Genomic DNA, 23,410 nt, shown 5'->3' on the forward strand with positions numbered 1-23,410 from the left:
CTGGCAAGGAGATTCGAACGATGTCCTACACGGAGACGATCGGCCCGCGTACGTACCGCTTCGCGGACCTGAAGACGCTGCTCGCGAAGGCGAGCCCGCTGCGCTCCGGCGACCAGCTCGCCGGCGTCGCGGCGGCGAGCGAGGAGGAGCGCGTCGCCGCGAAGATCGCGCTCGCGGGCGTGCCGCTGAAGGCGTTCCTGAACGAGGCGGTGATTCCGTACGAACACGACGAGGTCACGCGCCTGATCCTCGACGATCACGACGCGGCCGCGTTCGCGGAAATCTCGCACCTTACCGTCGGCGACTTCCGCAACTGGCTGCTGTCGCCCACGGCCGACGGCGCCGCGCTCGAACGGATCGCGCCGGGCCTCACGCCCGAAATGGTCGCGGCCGTGTCGAAGCTGATGCGCAACCAGGACCTGATCGCGGCCGCGCGCAAGCGCCGCGTCGTCACGCGCTTTCGCAACACGGTCGGGCTGCCGGGCCGGATGTCGGTGCGGCTGCAGCCGAACCATCCGACCGACGACGTGAAGGGCATCGCCGCGTCGATGCTCGACGGGCTGATGTACGGCTGCGGCGACGCGATGATCGGCATCAACCCGGCGACCGACAGCCTCGCGGCGATCGTGAAGCTGCTCGCGATGATCGACGGATTCCGCGAGCGCTACGGCGTGCCGACGCAATCGTGCGTGCTCACCCACGTGACCAACACGATCGCGGCGATCGAGAAGGGCGCGCCGGTCGACCTGGTGTTCCAGTCGATCGCGGGCACCGAGAAGGCGAACGCGAGCTTCGGGATCTCGCTCGCGCTGCTCGGCGAGGCGCACGAGGCCGCGTTGTCGCTCCGGCGCGGCACCGTCGGCAACAACCTGATGTATTTCGAGACGGGCCAGGGCAGCGCGCTGTCGGCGAACGCGCATTTCGGCGTCGACCAGCAGACCTGCGAGGTGCGCGCGTATGCGGTCGCGCGCAAGTTCGATCCGTTCCTCGTGAACACGGTGGTCGGCTTCATCGGGCCGGAATATCTGTACGACGGCAAGCAGATCATTCGCGCGGGGCTCGAGGATCACTTCTGCGGCAAGCTGCTCGGCGTGCCGATGGGCTGCGACATCTGCTACACGAATCACGCGGAAGCCGACCAGGACGACATGGACACGCTGCTGACGCTGCTGGGCGCCGCCGGCATCAACTTCATCATGGGGATTCCGGGCGCGGACGACGTGATGCTGAACTACCAGAGCACGTCGTTTCACGACCAGCTCTACGTGCGCGAGGTGCTCGGCCTGCGCCGCGCGCCCGAGTTCGAGGAATGGCTGGAGACGATGGAGATCGCCGACGCGCACGGCGCGCTGCGCGCCGCGAACGCGCGCGTGCCGCTGCTCGCGGGCGCGAACGACTGGATGGGGAGTTCGGCATGAGCGACGCCGTCGAAAAGAATCCGTGGGCGCAGCTGAAGTCGTTCACGAACGCGCGGATCGCGCTCGGCCGTGCGGGCAGCAGCCTGCCGACCGCGCCGCTGCTCGCGTTCAACCTGTCGCACGCGCAGGCGCGCGACGCCGTGCACCAGCCGCTCGACGCGGACGCGCTGCGCCGCGAGATCGACGCGGCCGGCTTCGCGACGCTCGGCGTGCAGAGCGCGGCGCCCGATCGCCAGCATTACCTGCGCCGGCCCGATCTCGGCCGCAAGCTGTCCGACGACGGACGCGCGCTGCTGGCCGGCTACGGCGCGGCGCTCGACGATGCGCCGGACGTCGTGTTCGTGGTGGGCGACGGGCTGTCGGCCTTCGCGGCCGCGAAGCAGGCGCTGCCGTTGCTGCAGGCGATGCGGCCGCGCCTCGACGCCGACGGCTGGCGGGTCGGCCCGGTGGTGGTCGCGACGCAGGCGCGCGTCGCGCTCGGCGACGAGATCGGCGAGCTGCTGCGCGCGCAGGTCGTCGCGATGCTGATCGGCGAACGGCCGGGGCTCAGTTCGCCGGACAGCCTCGGCGTGTACCTGACCTGGGCGCCGAAGGTCGGCTGCCACGACGCGCTGCGCAACTGCATCTCGAACGTGCGCCCCGAAGGGCTGCCGCATGCCGCCGCCGCGCACAAGCTGCATTACCTGATGACGCATGCGCGCAGGCTCAAGCTGACGGGCGTCGGCCTGAAGGACGACAGCGATGCGTTGTTGCCGCAGGGGGAAGCGGAGCGGATCGGCGCGGTGTGACGGGGCGCCCCGTCTACTTGAACAACCGCTCGCACAGGAAATCGACGAACACGCGCAGCTTCGGCGACAACTGCCGGCTCGACGGCCACACGATCGAGAACTGCCCCGGCGCGATCCGGTAGTCGTCGAGCACGGTGACGAGCGCGCCGGTGTCCAGCGCGTCGCGCGCGAGGAAGTCGGGCATGTAGCCGATGCCGAGCCCCGCCATCACCGCGCCGCGCAGCGCCTCCATGTTGTTGCAGGTCATCGCGGTGCGCAGCTTCAGCGGCGTGCCGTCGTCGGCGGCGAGCGCCCAGTCCTGCAGCTTGCCGGTGGTCGGGAAACAGTAGCGCACGCAATCGTGCGTTTCGAGATCGTGCGGCGCCCGCGGCAGGCCGGCCCGCGCGAGATACGCGGGCGTCGCGCACAGCACGAACGCGAATGGGCCGAGCCGCCGCGACATCAGGCTCGAATCCGACAGCGGACCGCTGCGGATCACCGCGTCGAAGCCGCCTTCGACGACGTCTACCATCCGGTCGTTGAAATCCAGGTCGAGCTCGACGTCCGGATAGCGCTGCCTGAATTCGGGCAGCACCGGCAGCAGGAACCGGTAGCCGATCACCGGCAGGCTCACGCGCAGCTTGCCGCGCGGGCGCTGCGCGGAGGCCGTCACGGTCGCCTCCGCATCACGAAAATCCTCGAGGATCCGCTGGCAGCGTTCGTAGAAATGGCGCCCTTCGTCGGTCAGCGTGACGCGCCGCGTCGTGCGGTTGAACAGGCGCACGCCGAGCGACTGCTCGAGCCGCGCGATCGTCTTGCCGACGGCGGAGGCCGAGATGCCGAGCGCGCGGCCGGCCGCGACGAAGCTGAGCGCTTCGGCGGTGCGGACGAAGGCGGCGATGCCGTTCAGGTTTTCCATCGACGTAGGCGGGCGCGCGGGCGCGAAGCGGTGAATTGAAGAATTTTAGTCCGCTATATGCGGAGCTTCACATCGTTTTTCGACGATTGAATCGAAATTATCCTTGATCGCGCTTGAGGCGCATCCGCGCCGGCTTTTCGAGGAGCGATGATGGATCACCCGTTTTCAGCCGCTACAGCCACGTCGGCGCGCCGGCGCGCGTGGGTGCTGGCCGCCGTCTGCATGGCGGCCGTCGCGCTGCCGCTGTCGTTTTCGGGCGGCGCGGTCGCGACACCCGCGATCGGCCGCGACCTGCACGGCGGCCCGGTCGCGATGAACTGGATCACCAACGCGTTCATGCTCGCGTTCGGCAGTTTCCTGATGGCGGCGGGCGCGCTGGCCGACCAGTTCGGCCGCAAGCGCGTGTTCGCGATCGGCGTCGGCGGCTTCACGCTGATGTCGGTGGCGCTCGCGTTCGCGCCGTCGATGCTCGCCGTCGACCTGCTGCGCGCCGCGCAGGGGCTCGCGGCGGCCGCGGCGCTCGCGGGCGGCACGGCCGCGTTCGCGCAGGAGTTCGACGGCGCGGCGCGCACGCGCGCGTTCAGCCTGCTCGGCACGACGTTCGGGATCGGGCTCGCGTTCGGGCCCGTGCTCGCCGGCGGCCTGATCGCGCATTTCGGCTGGCGCGCGATCTTCGTCACGGGCGCGGCGGCAGGCGCGTTGTCGCTCGCGTTCGGGCTGCCGCGCATGCACGAGTCGCGCGATCCGCACGCGACCGGGCTCGACTGGCCCGGCACGGCCGCGTTCACCGCCGCGCTCACGCTGTTCACGTTCGGCGTGATCGAGGCGCCCGCGCGCGGCTGGACGCATCCGCTCGTCGTCGCGCTGCTGGCGGCCGCGGCGCTGGGCGCGTGCGCGTTCGTCGCGATCGAGACGCGCGTCGCGCGGCCGATGCTCGACCTGTCGCTGTTCCGGATTCCGCGCTTCGTCGGCGTGCAGGTGCTGCCGGTGTCGACCTGCTGCTGCTACATCGTGTTGCTCGTCGTGTTGCCGCTGCGCTTCATCGGCGTCGACGGCTTCAGCGAAATCGGTGCGGGCTGGCTGATGCTCGCGATCTCCGCGCCGATGCTCGTCGTGCCGCTCGTCGCGGCGACGCTCACGCGCTGGCTGTCGGCCGGCGTGATCTCGGGGCTCGGGCTCCTGCTCGCGGCGGCGGGCCTCGTGTGGCTGGACGTCGCGCTGCGCGGCGGCGCGGGGCCGGCGGCGATCGCGCCGATGCTCGCGATCGGCGTCGGGGCCGGCATGCCGTGGGGGCTGATGGACGGGCTGTCGGTCAGCGTCGTGCCGAAGGAGCGCGCGGGGATGGCGACCGGAATTTTCAGCACGACGCGCGTGGCGGGCGAGGGGATCGCGCTCGCGATCGCCGGCGCGGTGCTGGCGACGCTCGCGCACGCCGATTTGCGGCAGGCGTCGGGCGCGTCCGACGCGGCGTTGCGCGCGGCCGCGCGGCTCGCCACCGGCGATCTCGCCGGCGCGGCGGCCGTGTTGCCGGGCGTCGGGCGTACGGCGCTGCTCGCGAGCTATACGCACGCGTTCGATCGGCTGCTGATCGGGCTCGCGGTCGTCACGGTGCTGTGTGCGGTGGTGGTGTTCGCGTTTCTGGGTGCACGGCCCGGGGCGACCGAAGCGCGCGGCGACGACGGTGAACATGCGCATCCCGACGCGCCGGCGCGCGGCCGAACCGGACCGGCTTGCGCGGAGGCAAGCGGGCGGTGAGCGGGGCGTCGCCGGGGGCGCGCGGGTCGACGACGACATGGCGCCGCGCCTCACGCCAGCACGAGCGGCGGCAATCCCGCATCGGCCCGCGCCTGCGCGCTTTCCACCTCGACGACCACATAGCGCAGCGCATCGGGCCACAGGTGCGCGCGACTGCCGGCGTCTTCATCGATCGCCGCGCGCCCTTGCACGAGCCACGTCGTCTGCCGGACGAAATCGACGAACAGCAGCGCGATCGCCGGATTCACGAGCAGGTTGCCGATCGTGTTGAACAGGTTGTTGCCCGCGAAATCGGGCAGCACGAGCGTACGGCGATCGGGCAGGTCGACGAGCGGGGCGAACGAGCCGTCCGCGCGCGGCTGCCGGCCGCGATACGAGCAGTCGCCGTCGCCCGCCGCGTTCGCGGTCGCGACGATCAGGAAAGCCTGTTCGTGGATGAACGCGACGGCATCGTCGCCGAGGGGGCGCGGGTCGTTCATGGTTCGGGCGGCGCGTGGCCGGTGCGTGCGGATCCGCGTTCCGCACGCAAGCGACATGCCACGCTGTGCGCGAGGCGCGCGGCGATGCGTGCGCGTGCGCGCTGTGGAAAATCAGAACACCCGCCGCGCCGCCTGTGCCGTCGCGGTGTTCAGATTCGGCACACTCGTTTTCCGTGCGCCGGCACCGCCCGCGGCGGGCGGCCGGACGCACCGCTCCTGTTCCGTTTTCGGCCGGTTTGGCACGCATGTTGCGTAAACCGTGCAGCGCGATCCAACCGGCGCTGCATTCACACAAGCACGATGAACAGGAGACATGTATGAACCCGTTTGACCTGAAACAACTGGGCCTCGACGTCGAATATCCGTATCGTCAGCAGTACGACAACTACATCGGCGGCAAGTGGGTTGCGCCGGTGAAGGGCGAGTATTTCGAGAACGTGTCGCCGATCAACGGCAAGCCGTTCTGTCGCGTGCCGCGCTCCGGCGCCGACGACATCGAGGTCGCGCTCGATGCCGCGCACGCCGCGCGCCGCAAGTGGGGCAAGACGTCGGTCGCCGAGCGCGCGAACCTGCTGCTCGCCGCCGCCGACCGGATGGAAAAGAACCTGAAGCTGCTCGCGGTGGCCGAGACGATCGACAACGGCAAGCCGCTGCGCGAGACGATGGCGGCCGACCTGCCGCTCGCGATCGACCACTTCCGCTATTTCGCGGGCTGCATCCGTGCGCAGGAAGGCGGCATTTCCGAGATCGACGACAACACCGTCGCGTATCACTTCCACGAGCCGCTCGGCGTCGTCGGCCAGATCATCCCGTGGAACTTTCCGCTGCTGATGGCCGCATGGAAGCTCGCGCCGGCGCTCGCGGCCGGCTGCTGCGTCGTGATGAAGCCGGCCGAGCAGACGCCCGCGTCGGTGCTGGTGCTGATGGAGCTGATCGGCGACCTGTTCCCGGCCGGCACGATCAACATCGTCAACGGCTTCGGCAAGGAAGCGGGCGAGGCGCTCGCGACCAGCAAGCGCATCGCGAAGATCGCGTTCACCGGCTCGACGCCGGTCGGCAAGCACATCCTGCGCACCGCGGCCGAGAGCCTGATCCCGTCGACGGTCGAACTGGGCGGCAAGAGCCCGAACATCTTCTTCGCCGACGTGCTCGACCAGGACGACGCGTTCCTCGACAAGGCGCTCGAAGGGCTCGCGATGTTCGCGCTGAACCAGGGCGAGGTGTGCACGTGCCCGTCGCGGATCCTGATCCAGGAATCGATCTACGAACGCTTCATCGAGAAGGCCGTCGCGCGCGTCGAGCGCATCAAGGCCGGCCACCCGCTCGACCTGCAGACGATGATCGGCGCGCAGGCGTCGCAGCAGCAGCTCGACAAGATCCTGTCGTACATCGACATCGGCCGCGACGAAGGCGCGCAATGCCTGACGGGCGGCGAGCGCACGGCACCGGCCGCCGACCTCGGCACGGGCTACTACGTGAAGCCGACGATGCTGCTCGGCAACAACAAGATGCGCGTGTTCCAGGAAGAGATCTTCGGGCCGGTCGCGTCGGTGATGACGTTCAAGGACGAGCAGGAAGCGATCGAACTCGCGAACGACACGTTCTACGGGCTCGGCGCGGGCGTGTGGACGCGCAACGGCACGCGCGCATACCGCATGGGCCGCGAGATCGAGGCCGGCCGCGTGTGGACCAACTGCTACCACCTGTACCCCGCGCATGCGGCGTTCGGCGGCTACAAGCAGTCGGGTATCGGCCGCGAGACGCACAAGATGGCGCTGTCGAACTATCAGCAGACGAAGTGCCTGCTGGTCAGCTACCAGGCCGAGGCGCTCGGGTTCTTCTGATCGCCGGCGCGGGGAGGCGAAGTGCGGGCCGGGCGGCGGCGCAATGCTGCCCGGTGCGGTGGCCGGTGCCGGACGGCGGCGTGTCGTCCGACGCCGGATCGCCGTGCAACGTTCGACGGTCCGGGCGATCGTCCGGCACTTCGCCGTTTTTCGCCTTTCGTCATTCGATACGCGCGTCGGCTGCGCGGCACCGGCCGTCGCGCGTTCGCGCCCGCATCGCGCATCCATCGATGGGCCCGACGGAAACCAGCATGGCAGAACCGCCCCGATCCTATCCGCGTCACCCGGTGTTCCACGCGGGCGAGCTCGACGCGCAGCACCGGTTCGGCGTCGCCGACGAAGCCGAGCGGATGAGCGACGTCGTCACGACGCGGCTGAGCATCGGCGTGCGCCAGTTCGTCGAATCGCAGCCGTTCATGTTCGTCGGCACGACGTGCGGCGGCCCGGCGCGCGTGACCTGCGACATCGTGCAGGGCATGCGCGACGCGAACGGCGACCTGTGGCCGGTCGTGCGCGTGATCGACACGAAGACGCTGCGCTTCGCGCTGCCGACGCACGGCGACGGCGACCGGATCGATGCGCGCGCGTGCGACGGCAGCGGCGTCGGGCTGTTGTTCGTCGATTTCGTGCGCGGCATCCGCTATCGGATCAACGGCCGCGCGACGTTGCGCGCCGATCTGCCGGCGGCGGATGCCGCGCCCTGGCCGGCCGGCAGCCCGATCGTCGAGCTGGCGGTCGCGCAGGCGTACGGCAATTGCGGCACGCGGGTCGTGCGGTTGCGGCCGGGCGCGTAGCGCGTCGCCGGGCTGCGTGCGGCGCGCATGCCGCACCCGCGCGGTGCGTGGCGTGCCGCCTCCGGGTGCGCCCTCATGGCGCGCGGCGGCCGCACGGCGTGCAATGACGGGCTTGTCGCCGGACCGCGCGGTTCGGCACGGGACTTGCGTGTTGGACGCAGTTCCGGGCAGGTGAGGAGAACACGATGGGTCAACGAGTGGAGTGCATGGCCGAGCCGACGGCCGAGGACACGCGGTGCAGCGCGCAGGGCGACGACGCGCTCGCCGGCCAGGCCGTGGTCAGCGTCGCGCACGACGCCGACGAGCAGGCGCGCAACCTGATCGGCTGGCGGCAGACTTACGACCAGCTCGCGGCCGGCCGCTTCGTCGGCACGCTGACCGAGCTGCCGCTCGACACGATGAAGCTGTTTCGCGAATCGACCAGCCACCTGCTGCGCCAGGCATGCGAGGTGCGCGGCGACGCGTACTGGTTCGGCATCCCGCTGGTCAGCGACGGCACCGCGCGCGTCGATGCGTGCCGCATCGGGCCCGGTGCGCTCGCGTTCCGGCCCGGCAACGTCGAATTCGAATTGCTGACGCCCGCGCAGTTCTCGATCTACGGCGTGGTCGTGCGCGGCGACGTGCTGCGCCGCTACGCGGAGGAAGTCGAACACCGCGCGCTCGACGAGCGGCTGTTCACGCAGCGCGTGATCCAGGTCGGCGATACGCGGCTCGCGCGCCTGTGCGCGCTGCTCGGCCGCCGGCTCGACGGCGCGGCGGCCGTGGGCGGGCCGCTGCCCGACGCGCAGCGCGACGACCTGCAGGCCGAGGTGCTGGCCGCGCTGTTCGATGCGTGCGCGCAGCCCGCGGACGATGGCGTCGGCGGCGCGCCGTCGACACGGCGCTGGATCGTCGAGCAGGCGCGCGAGTACGTGCTCGCGCACCGCACGCGCCCGGTCGGCGTGCCCGAGCTGTGCGAGCAACTGCACGTGAGCCGGCGCACGCTGCAGTACTGCTTCCAGGACGTGCTCGGCATGGCGCCCGCGACCTACCTGCGCACGCTGCGGCTGAACGGCGCGCGGCGCGACCTGTGCGGGCGGGCGGCCGGCTCGGTGCAGGACGTCGCGGAGGCGTGGGGCTTCTGGCACCTGAGCCAGTTCGCGACCGATTATCGGCGGCTGTTCGGCAAGCGGCCGTCGGAGACGCTGCGCGAGCGCGCGGTGACGGTGGCGGCGGGATGAGTCGGGCGGCGGCGCATGGCTGCCGCTGCACGCCCGATCCTTCGGGCGATTTTCGTTTTTCTATCCGGACGTAGCCGCCGCGTCGCGCGGCGCAGGCCACGGCACGGCATCCCAGTCGATCGCCCGGTATGCGGCTTCGACCGCCGCGAGATCGTCCGGTCGCTCGCTGCGATGCAGCCCGTGCAACTCGGCCGGCACGTCGAGCGCGACCGGCACGCAGCGCGGATAGTCGCGCACGCGCAGCGCCGGCCCGATCGTCGTGAAACAGCCGAGCGTCGGCACGTCGAAGCCGTCGGCGAGATGCAGCGCGGACGTATCGGGCGCGAACAGCACGCTCGCCCCCTTGACCCAGGCAATGAAGCGCGCGGTGTCGGCCGCGTCGCGGCTCACGTCGACGTAGGCGGGATGCGCGACCGGGCCGAAGCCGACCACCGGCAGCCCGTAACGCTGCGCGAGTCGCTCGACGAACGTCGCGTGCAGCGCCGGCGGCACGCTGCGCACCGCGGTGCTCGCGGTCGGGCAGAACAGCACGTATGGCCGCCGCCATTCGGCCGGCAGCGTGGGCAGCCGCAGCCGCGCGAGCCAGCGGTTGCGCTTCGCGGCGGGCGGCACCGTGGCCGGATCGGCGCCGAGCGCGTCCAGGAAGAAGTCGATCATCGGCTGCCGTGCGAACGCGGGCCAATACAGGTGATTGCCGAGATCGACGCACGGCGCATGCGCGGGCAGTGCATCGGCGGCGCACGGCAGCGCACGCGACGGCGCGACGACGTCGGCCGCGAGCGCATACAGCGCGTCGACGTAGCGCGGCGCGCGGGCCGGCCGGAACAGCGTGAAGCGCAGGCCGGGATGCATCGCGCGCAGCGCGGCGAGCGCGGTCAGCCCGATCACCGAGTCGCCGAGCGTGACGCCCATTCCGTTGATCACGTGCACGTCCGTCATGCGGTCGTAGTCGAGCCGGAACGGCTGGCGCGCGGCGTGCAGCAGGCCGAGCGCCGGCGCGGCCGGCACGTGATTCTCCGCGGGGCCGCCGCCGTGCTCGAGGTCGTACGGCGCGACGAGCGTGCCGTCGGGCGCGAGCAGCGTGCCGGGGTGGGCGAGCGCGTCGTCGCGCGACAGCGCGAGGCCGGCCGCGGCGGTGCGCCGTTCCACGGTCATGCGCCGCGCGCGCGGCGGCCCTGTTCGCGGATCTGCTCGAGCGTGGCGGCCGGCGTGCTGGCGTCCTGCGGGATGCGGATCTCGATCAGCGCCGGCAGCCCGCAGGTCAGTGCGCGCTCCAGCGCGGGCGCGAAGTCGGCGGTGCGCTCGACCGTCTCGCCATGCGCGCCGAACGCGCGCGCATACGCGGCGAAATCGGGATTCGTGAGCCCGGTGCCGTGCACGCGGCCCGGATAGTTGCGCTCCTGATGCATGCGGATCGTGCCGAAATGCCCGTTGTTGACGACGATTGCGACGATGTTCAGCCCGTACTGCATCGCGGTCGCGAGTTCGTTGCCGGCCATCATGAAGCAGCCGTCGCCGGCGAGCGCGACGACGGCGCGCGACGGATACAGCGACTTCGCGGCGAGCGCGGCGGGCAGTCCGTAGCCCATCGCGCCGCTGGTCGGCGCGAGCTGCGAGCGGAAGTGCCGGTACGCGAAGTGGCGATGCAGCCAGATCGCGTAGTTGCCGGCGCCGTTGGTCAGGATCGCGTCGTGCGGCAGGCGCTCGCGCAGCTGCACCATCACGTCGCCGAGCTGGACGTCGCCGGGCATCGGCAGCGGCGCATGCCATTCGCGGTATGCACGGTGCGCGTCGGCGGCCGTGCCGGCCCACGCGGGGTGCGCCGGCGGTTCGAGCGCGGCGAGCGGCGCCGCGATCTCCGGCATCCCCGACACGATCGGCAGATCGGCCGCATACACGCGGCCGAGCTCGTCCGCGCCCTGGTGCACGTGGATCAGCGTCTGGCGCGTCTTCGGGATGTCGAGCAGCGTGTAGCCGCCGGTCGTCGCTTCGCCCAGGCGCGGGCCGAGCACCAGCAGCAGGTCGGCGTCGCGGATCCGCTTGCCGAGCGCGGGATTGATCCCGAGACCGACGTCGCCCGCGTAGTTCGGGTGCGCGTTGTCGAAGGTGTCCTGGAAGCGGAACGCGCATGCGACCGGCAGTTGCCAGCGCTCGACGAAGGTGCGCAGGTTCGCGCATGCGTCGGGTGTCCAGCCGCTGCCGCCGACGATCGCGAACGGCCGCTCGGCGCGCGCGAGCCGTTCGCGCAGCTCGTCGACCTGCGCGGCCGACGGCGACGCCGCGACCCGCTTCGCGGCCGGCACGACGGGCTGCGGCGCGCAGGCTTCGGACAGCACGTCCTCGGGCAGCGCGAGCACGACCGGACCGGGCCGGCCGGACGTCGCGACGTGAAATGCGTGGCTCAGGTATTCGGGAATGCGGCGTGGGTCGTCGATCTGCGCGACCCATTTCGCCATCTGGCCGAACATGCGGCGGTAGTCGATTTCCTGGAAGGCTTCGCGGTCGAGGTGCTCGCGCGCGCACTGGCCGACGAACAGGATCATCGGCGTCGAGTCCTGGAACGCGGTGTGCACGCCGATCGACGCGTGGGTCGCGCCGGGCCCGCGCGTGACGAACGCGATGCCGGGACGGCCGGTCAGCTTGCCGACCGCCTCCGCCATGTTCGCGGCGGCCGCCTCGTGGCGGCAGACGACCGTCTGGATGCGCGCGGTGTCGTCCGCCAGCGCATCGAGTACGGCGAGGAAGCTCTCGCCCGGCACGCAGAACACGCGTTCGACGTGATTGGCGAGCAACGCATCGACGAGCAGTCGCGCGCCGGAGGTGGCGCGCGGCTCGAGATCCTTGGAATGCGACATGGGCTGCCGTCTCCCTGGGTAGCGGGAGCTACAGCTTACGCCTGTCGGCGGGGCGCCGGTACGCCGGCCGGCGAAAAGTGTCGGAACGAGCGGGGCGGTGGCGCGCCCCGGCGCGTGCGCCCGCCCGCCGTCACCGCATCAGCATTCGACGATATTCACCGCCAGCCCGCCGCGCGACGTTTCCTTGTACTTCGTCTTCATGTCGGCGCCCGTTTCGCGCATCGTCTTGATCACCGAGTCGAGCGACACGTAATGCGAGCCGTCGCCGCGCAGCGCCATGCGCGCCGCGTTGACGGCCTTCACCGATGCCATCGCGTTGCGCTCGATGCACGGGATCTGCACCATCCCGCCGACGGGGTCGCAGGTGAGGCCGAGGTTGTGCTCCATCCCGATCTCGGCCGCGTTCTCGACCTGCTGCGGCGTGCCGCCGAGCACGGCCGCGAGCGCGCCGGCCGCCATCGAGCACGCGACGCCCACTTCGCCCTGGCAGCCGACTTCCGCACCGGAGATCGACGCGTTGAGCTTGTACAGAATGCCGATCGCGGCGGCCGTCAGCAGGAAGTCGATCACGCCCTGCTCGTTCGCGCCCGGCGTGAAGCGCGTGTAGTAATGCAGCACGGCGGGGATGATGCCGGCCGCGCCGTTGGTCGGCGCGGTGACGACGCGGCCGCCGGCGGCGTTTTCCTCGTTGACCGCGATCGCGTACAGGTTGATCCAGTCGATCATCGACAGCGGATCCTGCAGCGCACGCTCCGGGCTGCCCGTCAGCGTGCGGTACAGCTGCGGCGCGCGGCGCTTGACCTGGAACGGGCCGGGCAGGTTGCCGTCGGCTTCCGGGTTGCCGATCCCGCAGCCGCGCGACACGCACGACTGCATCACGGCCCAGATCTTCAGCAGCCCGTCGCGCGTCTCTTCCTCGGTGTGCCACGCGCGCTCGTTTTCCCACATCAGCTGCGCGATCGACTTGCCGGTCGACTCGGCCAGCGCGAGCAGCTCGGCGCCGGTGCGGAACGGATGCGTCATCTGCTCGGCCGCGCTCAGCACCTTCGTGTTCGGCGCGCCGGCCGTCACGACGAAGCCGCCGCCGACCGACAGGTAAGTGCGTTCGACCAGCACCGCGCCGTTCGCGTCGGACGCGCGCAGCTTCATGCCGTTCGGGTGCTCGGGCAGCGCCTGGCGGTAGAACGCGATGTTCTCCTTCAGCACGAACGGCACCGGGTGCGTGCCGAGCAGCGCGAGCTTCTTCGACTTGCGGACGTCCTCCAGACGCGCGTCGATCGTGTCGGGATCGACGGTGTCGGGCGCGTCGCCGAGCAGGCCGAGCATCACGCCGCGATCGGTGCCGTGGCCCTTGCCGGTGGCGCCGAGCGAGCCGTACAGCTCGACCTTCACGTTGGCCGTCGCGTCGAGCAGCCCGTCGCGCTCGAGGCCCTGGACGAACATCAGCGCCGCGCGCATCGGTCCGACCGTATGCGAACTGGACGGGCCGATGCCGATCTTGAAGAGGTCAAACACGCTGACTGCCATTTGGATTCCTGCCTTGCTTTGAGAATAGTGCTAACGCGCCTGCAACGGCAGGCACGCGGCGAGCCATGCGGGCGGATTGGGGGAAAGCTGCCGCGCGACGCGGGCATAACGTCCGTCGAGCCGCGCGGCCAGATGAAAGAGTTCAGTGGCGTTTTTCGGGTCCCACTGCCCCGTGTAGCCCGGCAAGCCGGCTTCGCGGCGCTTCGCGTCGAACGGCACCGGCGAATTCACGAATTCCTCGTGCGTCTTTTCGCCGAGCGCGTACGGCACGAGCCAGTCGAGCGCGGCCGCGAGCGTCGCGCCGTTCGCGCCGCGCTCGCGCAGCCAGTTGCGGTTGAAGCGGCGCGCGGCCAGCGCGGCCGTCACCAGCGGCTGGAGGTCGTACACCGCGTAGTGCAGCGCGTCGCGTTCCTCGAAATCCCAGGTCTTGCCGTCCGGGCCGATGTTGTCGGCGAGATGCTCGACGAACAGTCGCTGCGCGGCGTTCATCATCTTGCGGTCGCCGAGCGTGAACGCGGACAGCGCAATCAGCTTGATCCGGTGGCTTTGCCAGTTGTTGCGCCAGGTGCCGGCGAGCGGGCGCTTCTGCGCGTCGATCTGCGCGACATAACCGGCGCCCAGCTTCGCGATGAACGCCGCCGTCGCGTTGCGCGTCTTGACCGGCAGCGCGCTCGCCGTCATGTCGTACGCGACGATCAGGCTGTCGAAGCGCGTCTCGTCGATCGGGTTGAAGCTCGGCTGGTAGGTCGACACCCACGCGGACAGGAAGCGGTCGACGAGCTGCAGGTAACGCGGCGCATTGGTCACGCGCCACGCGAGCGCGGCGTCGCGCATCAGCTCCATGTCCTTGAGCGCGTCGGCGCTCTGGTCGTAGATGCCTTCGTGCGGCAGCGTGCCTTCGGTGTGCACGCGCGGCAACGCCTTCGGCTGCTCGCCGATACGCGCGTCGACGCTGCGGATCAGCGCCTGCACGCCCGGCTCGGCCTGCGTCGTCTCGCTCGCCTGCAACGCGGGCGCCGCGCAGAAATTCATCGCCGCGCGCGCGCTGCCCGCCGTGCCGAGGCCGGCGGCGGCAAACGACAGCGACGCGACGAGCAGCGGCACGAAGCGGCGCGTGCGCGGCCGCTCCTGCGTTGCACCATGGCCCGGAAACATCGGACGCACCATGCGGAACTCCTTGATTGGCTGGATCGCGTGTGATGTTAGCCGGATTGGGGGGCGAGCGTGAATCGATCGGGCCGACGGAGAACGCAAAAACCGCACGCAACCGGCGGTTGCGTGCGGTGTCGTCACGGCCGGACTCCGGTGCGCGCGGGCGTTATGCGTATTCCGACATCGGCACGCACGAGCAGAACAGGTTGCGGTCGCCGTAGGCGTTGTCCGCACGGCCGACGGGCGGCCAATACTTGTTCGTGCCGAGCGATGCGACCGGGTACGCGGCCTGCTCGCGCGAGTACGCGTGCGGCCATTCGTTCGCGGTGACGACGGCTGCCGTGTGCGGCGCGTGACGCAGCGGGTTGTCCTCGCGATCGGCGCGGCCTTCCTCGACCGCACGGATCTCATCGCGGATCGCGATCATCGCGGCGATGAAGCGGTCGAGTTCTTCCTGCGATTCCGATTCGGTCGGCTCGACCATCAGCGTGCCCGGCACCGGGAAGCTCATCGTCGGCGCGTGGAAGCCGTAGTCCATCAGGCGCTTCGCGACGTCGTCGACGCTGATGCCGCTGGTTTCCTTGAGCGGACGCAGGTCGAGAATGCACTCGTGCGCGACCAGCCCGCCCGGGCCCGAATACAGCACCGGGTAGTGCGGCGCGAGGCGCTTCGCGATGTAGTTCGCGTTGAGGATCGCGGTTTCGGTGGCGGCGGTCAGGTTCTTCGCGCCCATCATCGCGATGTACATCCACGAGATCGGCAGGATCGACGCCGAGCCGTACGGTGCGGCCGACACCGCGCCGATGCCGTCTTCCGCGCGCGCGTAGCCGGTCGAACGCTGGTTCGGCAGGAACTTCGCGAGGTGCGCGCCGACCGCGACCGGGCCGACGCCCGGGCCGCCGCCGCCGTGCGGGATGCAGAAGGTCTTGTGCAGGTTCAGGTGCGACACGTCGCCGCCGAACTGGCCCGGCGCGGTCAGGCCGACCATCGCGTTCATGTTCGCGCCGTCGACATACACCTGGCCGCCGTGCGCGTGCACGATCTCGCAGATTTCGCGGACGTTCTGCTCGAACACGCCGTGCGTCGACGGATACGTGATCATGATCGCCGCGAGGTCGTTCGCGTGCTGCTCGGCCTTCGCCTTCAGGTCGGCGATGTCGACGTTGCCCTGCGCGTCGCAGGCGACGACCACGACCTTCATGCCGGCCATGTGCGCGGACGCCGGGTTCGTGCCGTGCGCGGATGCCGGGATCAGGCACACGTCGCGATGCGCTTCGCCGCGCGACGCGTGATACGCGTGGATGATCAGCAGGCCCGCGTATTCGCCCTGCGAGCCGGCGTTCGGCTGCAGCGACACGGCCGCGTAGCCGGTGGCCGCGACGAGCATCTGCTCGAGCTGGTCGATCATCTCGCGGTAGCCGACGGTCTGCTCGGCCGGCGCGAACGGGTGGATCCGGCCGAATTCGGGCCACGTGACCGGCAGCATTTCCGACGTCGCGTTCAGCTTCATCGTGCACGAGCCGAGCGGAATCATCGAGCGGTCGAGCGCGAGATCCTTGTCCGACAGGCTGCGCAGGTAGCGCAGCATTTCGGTTTCGGAATGGTGGCGGTTGAACACGTGGTGCGTCAGGTAGGCGCTCGTGCGTTCGAGGCCGGCCGGCAGCGCGGCGACGCCGGCGAGGCCCGCGTCCAGCGCGTCGACGCCCGGCGCGGTGCCGCCCGCGGCCTGCGCGAACACGGCGAGGAGATCGGCGAGGTCGTCGCGGGTCGTCGTTTCGTCGACCGACACGCCGACTTGCGTGTCGCTCACGCGGCGCAGGTTGATGCGCTTGGCCTTCGCGAATTCATGGACCTGCGCGGTGCGCGCGCCGGTGTCGATCGTCAGCGTGTCGAAGAACGTGTCGTTGACGGTCGCGAAGCCGAGCTGCTTCACGCCGGCGGCGAACAGCGCCGCGATGCGGTTCACGCGCAGCGCGATCGTCTTCAGGCCGTGCGGGCCGTGGTAGACCGCGTACATGCTCGCCATGATCGCGAGCAGCGCCTGCGCGGTACACACGTTCGACGTCGCCTTCTCGCGGCGGATGTGCTGTTCGCGGGTCTGCAGCGCGAGACGCAGCGCGGGCTTGCCCTGCGCGTCGACGGTCACGCCGACGAGGCGGCCCGGCATCTGGCGCTTGAATTCGTCACGCACGGCCATGTAGGCGGCGTGCGGGCCGCCGAAGCCCATCGGCACGCCGAAGCGCTGCGTGTTGCCGACCGCGACGTCCGCGCCCCATTCGCCGGGCGGCGTCAGCACGGTCAGCGCGAGGAGGTCGGCCGCGACGACGACATGGCCGCCCGCCGCATGGATCGCGTCGGTGAGCGCGCGATAGTCGCGCACGTCGCCGTTCACGCCCGGATACTGGAGCAGCACGCCGAACGCGTTGGCCTGCGCGGCGTCGGCCGCCGGGCCCGTCTTGACCTCGATGCCGATCGGCAGCGCGCGCGTGCGGATTACTTCGAGGGTTTGCGGCAGCACGTCGTCGGCGACGTAGAACACGTTCGACGCCGGCTTGCCGGTGCGCTGCAGCAGCGTCATCGCTTCGGCCGCGGCCGTTGCTTCATCGAGCAGCGACGCGTTCGAGATCGCGAGGCCCGTGAGGTCGGCGACCATCTGCTGGAAGTTCAGGAGCGCCTCGAGGCGACCCTGGGAAATTTCGGGCTGGTACGGCGTGTAGGCCGTGTACCACGCCGGGTTTTCGAGCACGTTGCGCAGGATTACGGCCGGCGTGTGCGTGTCGTGGTAACCCTGACCGATATACGAGCGGAACACCTGGTTCTTGTCCGCGAGGGCGCGCAGCGCGGCGAGGGCTTCGGCCTCGCTCTTCGGTTGCGCGAACGGGCCGAGCGGCAGCGTTTCGGCGCGGCGGATCGAGGCCGGGATCACGGCGTCGATCAGGGCGGCGCGCGACGCGAAGCCGAGCGTGTCGAGCATGGCCTGCTGGCTGGCGGCATCGGGGCCGATGTGGCGTTCTGCGAACGCGTCGTGCGTTTCGAGCGCGGCGAGCGAGAGGGGCGTGCGGTTCATCAGGCGGTCCGGGTGTTCGAGCTTCATGGCGTGACTCTGGTCCCGCGCGGGCCGGCTGGCCGGCCGCGCGCGGTTCGGGTAGGGAAAATTAGTCGATCAGCTTGCTGTAGGCGTCGGCGTCGATCAGCTTGTCGGTCGAGGCGCCGGCCGCGAGCTTGATCTTGAAGAGCCACGTGCCGTATGCGTCGCCGTTCACTTCTTCCGGCGAGTCGGCGGCTTCTTCGTTGATGGCGACGACTTCGCCGGACACCGGCGAGTAGATGTCGGATGCCGCCTTCACCGATTCGACGACGCCGACGGCGTCGCCCGCGTTCACCGACTTGCCGACTTGCGGCAGTTCGAGGAAGACGATGTCGCCGAGCGTGCTTTGCGCGTGATCGGTGATGCCGACCGTCAGCGTGCCGTCGGCTTCGGTGCGGATCCACTCGTGTTCGTCGGTGTACTTCAGATCGGCCGGGACGTTGCTCATCGGATGCTCCTGGATAAAAGGGTGTGTTCGTTATGCTGGCGCGCCGCCGGGACGCGCCGGGGTGTGGTTGCGCCGGGCGCCATTTCCCGGCTTCCCGGGAGGCGGCCTCCCGGTCGCCTCTCGGTCGTTACGCAGCGAGGACCTTGCCGTTGCGCACGAACGGCAGTTTTACCACGCGCGCGGGAAGTTGCTTGTCTCGAATCTGCACATGGATGATGTCGCCGACCTGGACGGCCGCCGGCACGCGCGCGAACGCGATCGATTCCTGCATCGACGGCGAGAACGTACCGCTCGTGATCTCGCCTTCGCCGTGCGGCGTGACGACCTTCTGGTGCGCGCGCAGCACGCCGCCCGCCTTGCCGTTTTCCTTCTGCAGGATCAGGCCGACGAACGCGGCGCGCGAGCCGTCGCGCTCGAGCGCGGCGCGGCCGACGAACTCGCGCGGCGCCGACAGGTCGACCGTCCACGCGAGGCCTGCGTCGAGCGGGGACACGGTGTCGTCCATGTCCTGGCCGTAGAGGTTCATGCCGGCCTCGAGGCGCAGCGTGTCGCGCGCGCCGAGCCCGCAGGGGCGCACGCCGTTTTGCTGCAGCGCGGCCCACAGCGCTTCGACGTGCACGGCCGGGACGATCACTTCGAAGCCGTCTTCGCCGGTGTAGCCGGTGCGCGCGATGGTGAGATCGCCGAACGGCGTGCCGGCGACCTGCGCGGCGTTGAACGGCTTCAGTTCGCTGGTCGCGGCACGCGCGGCGGGCACCGTCGTCCAGACCTTTTCACGGGCGTTCGGGCCCTGAACGGCGACGATCGCGAAATCGCGGCGCGGCGCGATGGTCAGGCCGTAGCCGCCTTGTTCGTTGAGCTGGTTGAACCACGCGATGTCCTTCTCGGCCGTGCCGGCGTTGACGACGACGCGGAAGAAGTCTTCGGTGAAGTAATAGACGATCAGGTCGTCGACGACGCCGCCCTGCGGATTGAGCAGGCACGAGTAGAGCGCCTTGCCGGGGGTCTTGAGCTTGCCGACGTTGTTGGCGATCGCGTGTTCGAAGAACGCGCGCACGCGGCTGCCGGTGAAATCGACGACGCACATGTGCGACACGTCGAACATGCCGGCGTCGGTGCGCACGGCTTCGTGTTCTTCGATCTGCGAGCCGTAGTTGACGGGCATGTCCCAGCCGCCGAAGTCGACCATGCGGGCATTGAGCGCGCGGTGCGCGGCGTTGAGCGGGGTTTGATTCAGTGCAGTCATCGAGGCCTCAGGCAAGGCGCTTGCGCGCGGGTCAGAACGGCCATGTGCCGACCGTCGCGGCCGTGTGCCTGCGAGCGATGCGATACATGCCCCTCTGTCCTCGATACCTGAGAGATTGCGCCGCGGCCACGAGCCGGCGAACGCGCGCCCCTTCGGTGGGCAGCCTGCCCGCGCTGCAATCGCGCAGCGGGCTACTGCCGCTCTCCAGAGTGCGGGGAGTGCGGCCCGCGCGAAGCGCGGACGGGATCCCCGACGCGGTCGGTCCTTTTGCCTGAGAGTTTGCGGGTGTGCCCCTTCGGCGGCGCGACCGGCGTTGCGAAGCTACGCGGTCACACGCTCTCCCGACGCGTGCGGGCGACTGTACGCGAGCGGGTCGGCATTGTCAATTTGGGCAAAATAATGTCGCTTCGCGACAAGCGGCGGCGTGAGGGACGCCGCCGCTTTTGCCGGCACCGGCGGACGCCGGCATGGCCGGTTTTACTCGCCGATCGCGCGCGCGGCCGTGTCGAGTTCCTGGTTCAGCACGCGCTGCTCGTCGCCGGACAGGCCGCCGTTGTGCTGGGTCGACATGTCGCTCGCTTCCTGGCGGATCACGTCGAGCCGGTGGTGCAACTGCGCGCCGTACGGCGGCGGGTAGTAGCCGCCGTTGACGCGCGCGTCGATCCGGCGGTGCAGGTTGTCGATCCGGCCCTGGACCTCCAGCAGGCGATCGTTCGCGACGACCTGCGGATTCGGCCGCGGCGGGGGCGGGGGCGCCTGTCGGGCCGGCCGCTGCGGCTGCACGACACAGGCCGCGAGCGAGGAAACCAGGACGCAGCATGCCGCTGCGCGAATCAACCGTTGCATCACATTCTCCTGACGGTTTGGTGTCGGATCGACTTTTTGAGAAACGCATCAGACCGGGCGACCGCTGACTTTCGTTCCCGCACCATTTGTAACGGAATGTTCGGGACCGTGTTGTCGCTGCGGCTGACGCGTGGCCGCTGCCGCTGCCGGGGGCGGCGCGGCGCGACGCGATGGCCGAGGCCGGGACGGCACCGACCCGGCCGGCTGCCGTCAGACGGTGCGGCGCACGAACGGTACCCGGCGGCCTTCATGCTCGCTTTGCGCGGCGAGCTCGATGATCGTCATCACGTCGACGGCGTCCTGCGGCGTGACCGGGAACGGCGCGCCGTCGTGGACCGACGCGGCGAGCGCGCGGTAGAACTCCGCGTACTGGCCGTCGAGCGTCGGCACCGGCCGCTCGACCTCGACTTCGCCATCGAGCACGCGCAGCACGCCGGGCGGGTTGCCGCCGCCGAACTCGACGTGGTCCGGCGTCAGGCCGGCCTTCAACTGGTCTTCCTGCGTGTCGAGCCCGAACTTCTGGTAGCTGCCGCGCGTGCCGTGCAGCGTGAAGCGCGCGGGCTCGATCGCCGACAGCGCGCTCGCGTGCAGTGCGACGTCCTTGTCCGGATAGCCGAGCAGCAGGTGCACGAAATCGGGCGCCGTGCCGTTGTCGCGGCGCGTCTTGACCGTGGCGCTGACCGTTTCCGGCAGCCCGAACAGCGCGAGCGCCTGGTCGATCAGGTGCGGGCCGAGGTCGAGCAGCAGGCCGCCGCCGCGTGCGGGCTCCTCGCGCCAGCGCGTGCGCGGGGTCGGCCGGAAGCGGTCGAAGTGCGACGCGAAATACGTGAGCCGCCCGAGTTCGCGGGATTCGACGATGCGCCGCACGGTGAGGAAGTCGCCGTCCCAGCGGCGGTTGTGGAACGGCGCGAACAGGCGGCTGCGCGCGTTCGCGAGCCGCGCGAGCGCGAGCGCTTCGTCGGCCGTGAGCGTGACGGGCTTGTCGACGACGACGTGGCGGCCGGCTTCGAGCACCTGGCGGGCGAGCGTGAAGTGCGTGTCGTTCGGCGTGGCGATCACCACGCAGTCGATGTCGTCGAGGCCGAGCAGCGTGTCGAGATCGGGGACGATGCGTGCGCCCGGGTATGCGGTGCGCGCGCGGTCGGGCTGGCCCGTCGCGATCGCGGCGATCTCAGTGCGGCCGCTCGTGGAGATCACGGGCGCGTGGAACGTCGCGCCGGCGAAACCGAAACCCATCAAACCAATCCTGAGCAATGACGACATGGCAATCCTTGGCTGCGTACGAGGGGGCAAAGCGCTGCGGCCACCGGCCGCGCGGACGGCTATTGTGGCACGGCGGCACGCGCGCGAGCGGGCGTTGGCCGAACGGACAGGGAGCCGGTGCGCATGCGCACGAATGACCTCGGCCGAATGGCGGGATCGCGCCCGCCGGCGCGCGAATCCGACACAATGGGGCCGTTCCGGCGCGTCCCGCGTCGCCTGCTTGCCCCGTTACCGGATCGAAACCATGGGATATCCGCTTGCCACCGCCGCCCTGGGCCCGTTGCTGCTGATGCAGGGGCGGCGCGTGCGCCGCGTCACGCCGCGGCTCGCCGAGGCGGCCGGTCCGCGCGACGGCACGGCCGGCGACGGGCCGCCGCTGCGCGTGCTGGTGCTGGGCGATTCGGCCGCCGCGGGCGTCGGTGTCGCGTCGCAGCGCGACGCGCTGTCGGGGCAGCTTGCCCGCGCGCTTGCGGCATCGCACCGCGTAAGCTGGAAATTGCTGGCGCGCACGGGGCTGACCGCCGAGGAGCTCGTCGACTGGCTTGCCGCCGAGCCGGCGCAGCCGTTCGATGTGGCGGTGACGTCGCTCGGCGTGAACGACGTGACGGGCGGCGTGTCGCCGGCGCGCTGGCGCGCCGCGCAGGCGGCGCTCGTCGAGCTGCTCGCCGCGCGATTCGGGGTCGCGCACGTGATCCTGTCGGCGGTGCCGCCGATCGAGCGCTTTCCGGCGCTGCCGCAGCCCCTCGCGTGGTATCTCGGCCTGCGCGCGAAGCGGCTCAACGCGACGCTCGCCGAGTGGGCCGCGACGCAATCGCGCTGTACGTTCCTGCGTGTCGCGCTGCCGCTCGAGCCGCACCTGATGGCGGCGGACGGCTTTCATCCCGGCGCGGCTGCGTGCGCCGCGTGGGCCGCGCAGGCCGCCGACGCGCTCAGGCAGCGCCTGCGCGCGTGACGGTGCGCCGGGTTTGAACCGTCAGCGCGTGCGGTTCATCCGGATCACGCCGTCGGCGCCCGTCTCGAAGCTGACCTGCCGCGCGAACGACGGATGCTGCGCGACGAGCTCGTCGCCCATCGCGAACCACGTGTAGCCGAGCGTCTTCAGGTAGTCGAGCAGCGCGGCGCGCTTTTCGGAGAACCATTCGAGGTTCCAGGCCTCGAGCAGCAGCGGCGGAAAGCCGTGCCGTTCGAGGAAGGCCGTGCCGCCTTTCAGCACGTCGAGTTCGAGGCCTTCGACGTCGATCTTGATCAGCGACGGCGACTTCGGGAAGTTCAGGGTGTCGAGCCGGGCGATCGGCACGTCGCTCGGCTGCTGGCTCGCGACGGTCTCGACCGAGTTGCGGCGCAGGTTGAACTGCTCGTCGAGGGAGAAGCCGCCGATGTTGATCGAGCGCGAATAGTCGATCGCGGGCAGCGGGATGATGCCGTCCTGGTTGCCGATCGCGACGTTGAACGCGTGCACGTTCTCGAGCCGGTTCAGGAACACGTTGCCGCACAGCTGGTAATAGACGATGCGCTGCGGCTCGAACGCGTAGACCATGCCGCCCTGCGCGGCGATGCTCTTGGCGATCGGCACCGCGTAGGCGCCGAGGTTCGCGCCGATGTCGAGGACCAGCGGCGCCTCCTCGTTCGCGTAGAACATCTGGCTGATGGTCAGCAGCGATGCGTCCCAGGAGCCGTTGTAATAGAGGTTCGCCGAAATCGCGTCCCGGGTCGCGAACAGCAGGTAATCGGCGTTGTCGGTCTTGACGAGGTTGACTCTGGGTAGCATGGCGCGAGGTGTCAGGGTTGT

At 70.3% G+C, this 23,410-nt stretch carries 19 protein-coding genes and 2 riboswitches; of the genes, 7 read left to right on the forward strand and 12 right to left on the reverse strand.

Features of this window, described 5'->3' with window-relative positions; translation table 11 throughout:
• Nucleotides 1-20: 20 nt before the first annotated feature.
• Both WS45_RS09905 and eutC read left to right on the forward strand, forming a co-directional pair.
• Nucleotides 21-1,418: an ethanolamine ammonia-lyase subunit EutB gene (locus WS45_RS09905; RefSeq protein ID WP_059699609.1), complete on the forward strand. Its 1,398-nt coding sequence runs from the start codon at nt 21-23 to the stop codon at nt 1,416-1,418.
• A complete protein-coding gene (gene eutC, locus WS45_RS09910; RefSeq protein ID WP_059699612.1) occupies nt 1,415-2,206 on the forward strand; it encodes an ethanolamine ammonia-lyase subunit EutC in 792 nt (263 codons plus the stop codon). Before WS45_RS09905 ends, eutC begins: the two co-directional genes overlap by 4 nt.
• Before the next feature lie 13 nt (nt 2,207-2,219).
• Here the strand turns inward: eutC and WS45_RS09915 are convergent, their stop codons facing one another.
• The gene (locus WS45_RS09915; protein ID WP_059699614.1) at nt 2,220-3,104 is read right to left on the reverse strand and encodes a LysR family transcriptional regulator; all 885 of its coding nucleotides are present in this window, start codon (nt 3,102-3,104) and stop codon (nt 2,220-2,222) included.
• Nucleotides 3,105-3,254: 150 nt separating this feature from the next.
• Between WS45_RS09915 and WS45_RS09920 the strand changes: the two genes are divergently transcribed.
• On the forward strand, nt 3,255-4,859 hold the full coding sequence (locus tag WS45_RS09920) for an MFS transporter (RefSeq protein ID WP_059699616.1): 1,605 nt from the start codon (nt 3,255-3,257) through the stop codon (nt 4,857-4,859).
• Between the two features lie 50 nt (nt 4,860-4,909).
• On the opposite strand, the gene WS45_RS09925 is transcribed toward WS45_RS09920, so the two are convergent.
• Nucleotides 4,910-5,338, reverse strand: a complete 429-nt coding sequence (locus WS45_RS09925) for a pyridoxamine 5'-phosphate oxidase family protein (RefSeq protein WP_059691516.1) — start codon at nt 5,336-5,338, stop codon at nt 4,910-4,912.
• 317 nt (nt 5,339-5,655) lie between these two features.
• On the opposite strand from WS45_RS09925, the gene exaC reads away from it, so the two are divergent.
• The 3 genes from exaC to WS45_RS09940 all read left to right on the forward strand — a co-directional run bounded on the left by exaC (nt 5,656) and on the right by WS45_RS09940 (nt 9,196).
• Nucleotides 5,656-7,182, forward strand: coding sequence for an acetaldehyde dehydrogenase ExaC (gene exaC / locus WS45_RS09930; protein ID WP_059531136.1), 1,527 nt, complete (start codon nt 5,656-5,658; stop codon nt 7,180-7,182).
• Nucleotides 7,183-7,433: 251 nt separating this feature from the next.
• Nucleotides 7,434-7,976: a hypothetical protein gene (locus WS45_RS09935; RefSeq protein WP_059699619.1), complete on the forward strand. Its 543-nt coding sequence runs from the start codon at nt 7,434-7,436 to the stop codon at nt 7,974-7,976.
• Nucleotides 7,977-8,161: 185 nt separating this feature from the next.
• Nucleotides 8,162-9,196: a helix-turn-helix domain-containing protein gene (locus tag WS45_RS09940; protein WP_059531131.1), complete on the forward strand. Its 1,035-nt coding sequence runs from the start codon at nt 8,162-8,164 to the stop codon at nt 9,194-9,196.
• Between the two features lie 60 nt (nt 9,197-9,256).
• On the opposite strand, the gene WS45_RS09945 is transcribed toward WS45_RS09940, so the two are convergent.
• The 9 genes from WS45_RS09945 to WS45_RS09985 form a co-directional block, all read right to left on the reverse strand.
• Entirely contained in the window at nt 9,257-10,351 is a 1,095-nt protein-coding gene (locus WS45_RS09945; RefSeq protein WP_059699620.1) for a glycosyltransferase family 9 protein, read from the reverse strand.
• The gene (locus tag WS45_RS09950) at nt 10,348-12,051 is read right to left on the reverse strand and encodes a thiamine pyrophosphate-binding protein (RefSeq protein ID WP_059699623.1); all 1,704 of its coding nucleotides are present in this window, start codon (nt 12,049-12,051) and stop codon (nt 10,348-10,350) included. Before WS45_RS09950 ends, WS45_RS09945 begins: the two co-directional genes overlap by 4 nt.
• A gap of 138 nt (nt 12,052-12,189) precedes the next feature.
• Nucleotides 12,190-13,578 (reverse strand): L-serine ammonia-lyase, encoded by a 1,389-nt coding sequence (locus WS45_RS09955; protein ID WP_059531123.1) that lies wholly within the window; start codon nt 13,576-13,578, stop codon nt 12,190-12,192.
• A 30-nt stretch (nt 13,579-13,608) separates the two neighbouring features.
• Complete coding sequence (locus WS45_RS09960; RefSeq protein ID WP_059531120.1) at nt 13,609-14,745, reverse strand: alginate lyase family protein; 1,137 nt, start codon at nt 14,743-14,745, stop codon at nt 13,609-13,611.
• Nucleotides 14,746-14,896: 151 nt separating this feature from the next.
• Nucleotides 14,897-17,824: an aminomethyl-transferring glycine dehydrogenase gene (gcvP, locus tag WS45_RS09965; protein ID WP_059699625.1), complete on the reverse strand. Its 2,928-nt coding sequence runs from the start codon at nt 17,822-17,824 to the stop codon at nt 14,897-14,899.
• Between the two features lie 61 nt (nt 17,825-17,885).
• Nucleotides 17,886-18,266, reverse strand: a complete 381-nt coding sequence (gene gcvH / locus WS45_RS09970) for a glycine cleavage system protein GcvH (RefSeq protein ID WP_059452603.1) — start codon at nt 18,264-18,266, stop codon at nt 17,886-17,888.
• A 127-nt stretch (nt 18,267-18,393) separates the two neighbouring features.
• The gene (gene gcvT / locus WS45_RS09975; protein ID WP_059531115.1) at nt 18,394-19,512 is read right to left on the reverse strand and encodes a glycine cleavage system aminomethyltransferase GcvT; all 1,119 of its coding nucleotides are present in this window, start codon (nt 19,510-19,512) and stop codon (nt 18,394-18,396) included.
• Nucleotides 19,513-19,596: 84 nt separating this feature from the next.
• Nucleotides 19,597-19,730, reverse strand: a riboswitch (glycine riboswitch).
• A 31-nt stretch (nt 19,731-19,761) separates the two neighbouring features.
• A riboswitch (glycine riboswitch) is annotated at nt 19,762-19,866 on the reverse strand.
• 123 nt (nt 19,867-19,989) lie between these two features.
• Nucleotides 19,990-20,358, reverse strand: coding sequence for a hypothetical protein (locus WS45_RS09980; protein ID WP_059531112.1), 369 nt, complete (start codon nt 20,356-20,358; stop codon nt 19,990-19,992).
• Nucleotides 20,359-20,568: 210 nt separating this feature from the next.
• Complete coding sequence (locus WS45_RS09985; RefSeq protein WP_059699627.1) at nt 20,569-21,621, reverse strand: oxidoreductase; 1,053 nt, start codon at nt 21,619-21,621, stop codon at nt 20,569-20,571.
• Nucleotides 21,622-21,865: 244 nt separating this feature from the next.
• On the opposite strand from WS45_RS09985, the gene WS45_RS09990 reads away from it, so the two are divergent.
• A complete protein-coding gene (locus tag WS45_RS09990; protein WP_059699629.1) occupies nt 21,866-22,573 on the forward strand; it encodes an SGNH/GDSL hydrolase family protein in 708 nt (235 codons plus the stop codon).
• A 21-nt stretch (nt 22,574-22,594) separates the two neighbouring features.
• Here the strand turns inward: WS45_RS09990 and WS45_RS09995 are convergent, their stop codons facing one another.
• Nucleotides 22,595-23,389, reverse strand: a complete 795-nt coding sequence (locus WS45_RS09995) for an FkbM family methyltransferase (RefSeq protein WP_059531107.1) — start codon at nt 23,387-23,389, stop codon at nt 22,595-22,597.
• Nucleotides 23,390-23,410: the final 21 nt, after the last annotated feature.

The organism is Burkholderia sp. RF2-non_BP3, from assembly GCF_001522185.1.
GTDB classification, from domain to species: Bacteria; Pseudomonadota; Gammaproteobacteria; order Burkholderiales; family Burkholderiaceae; genus Burkholderia; species Burkholderia diffusa.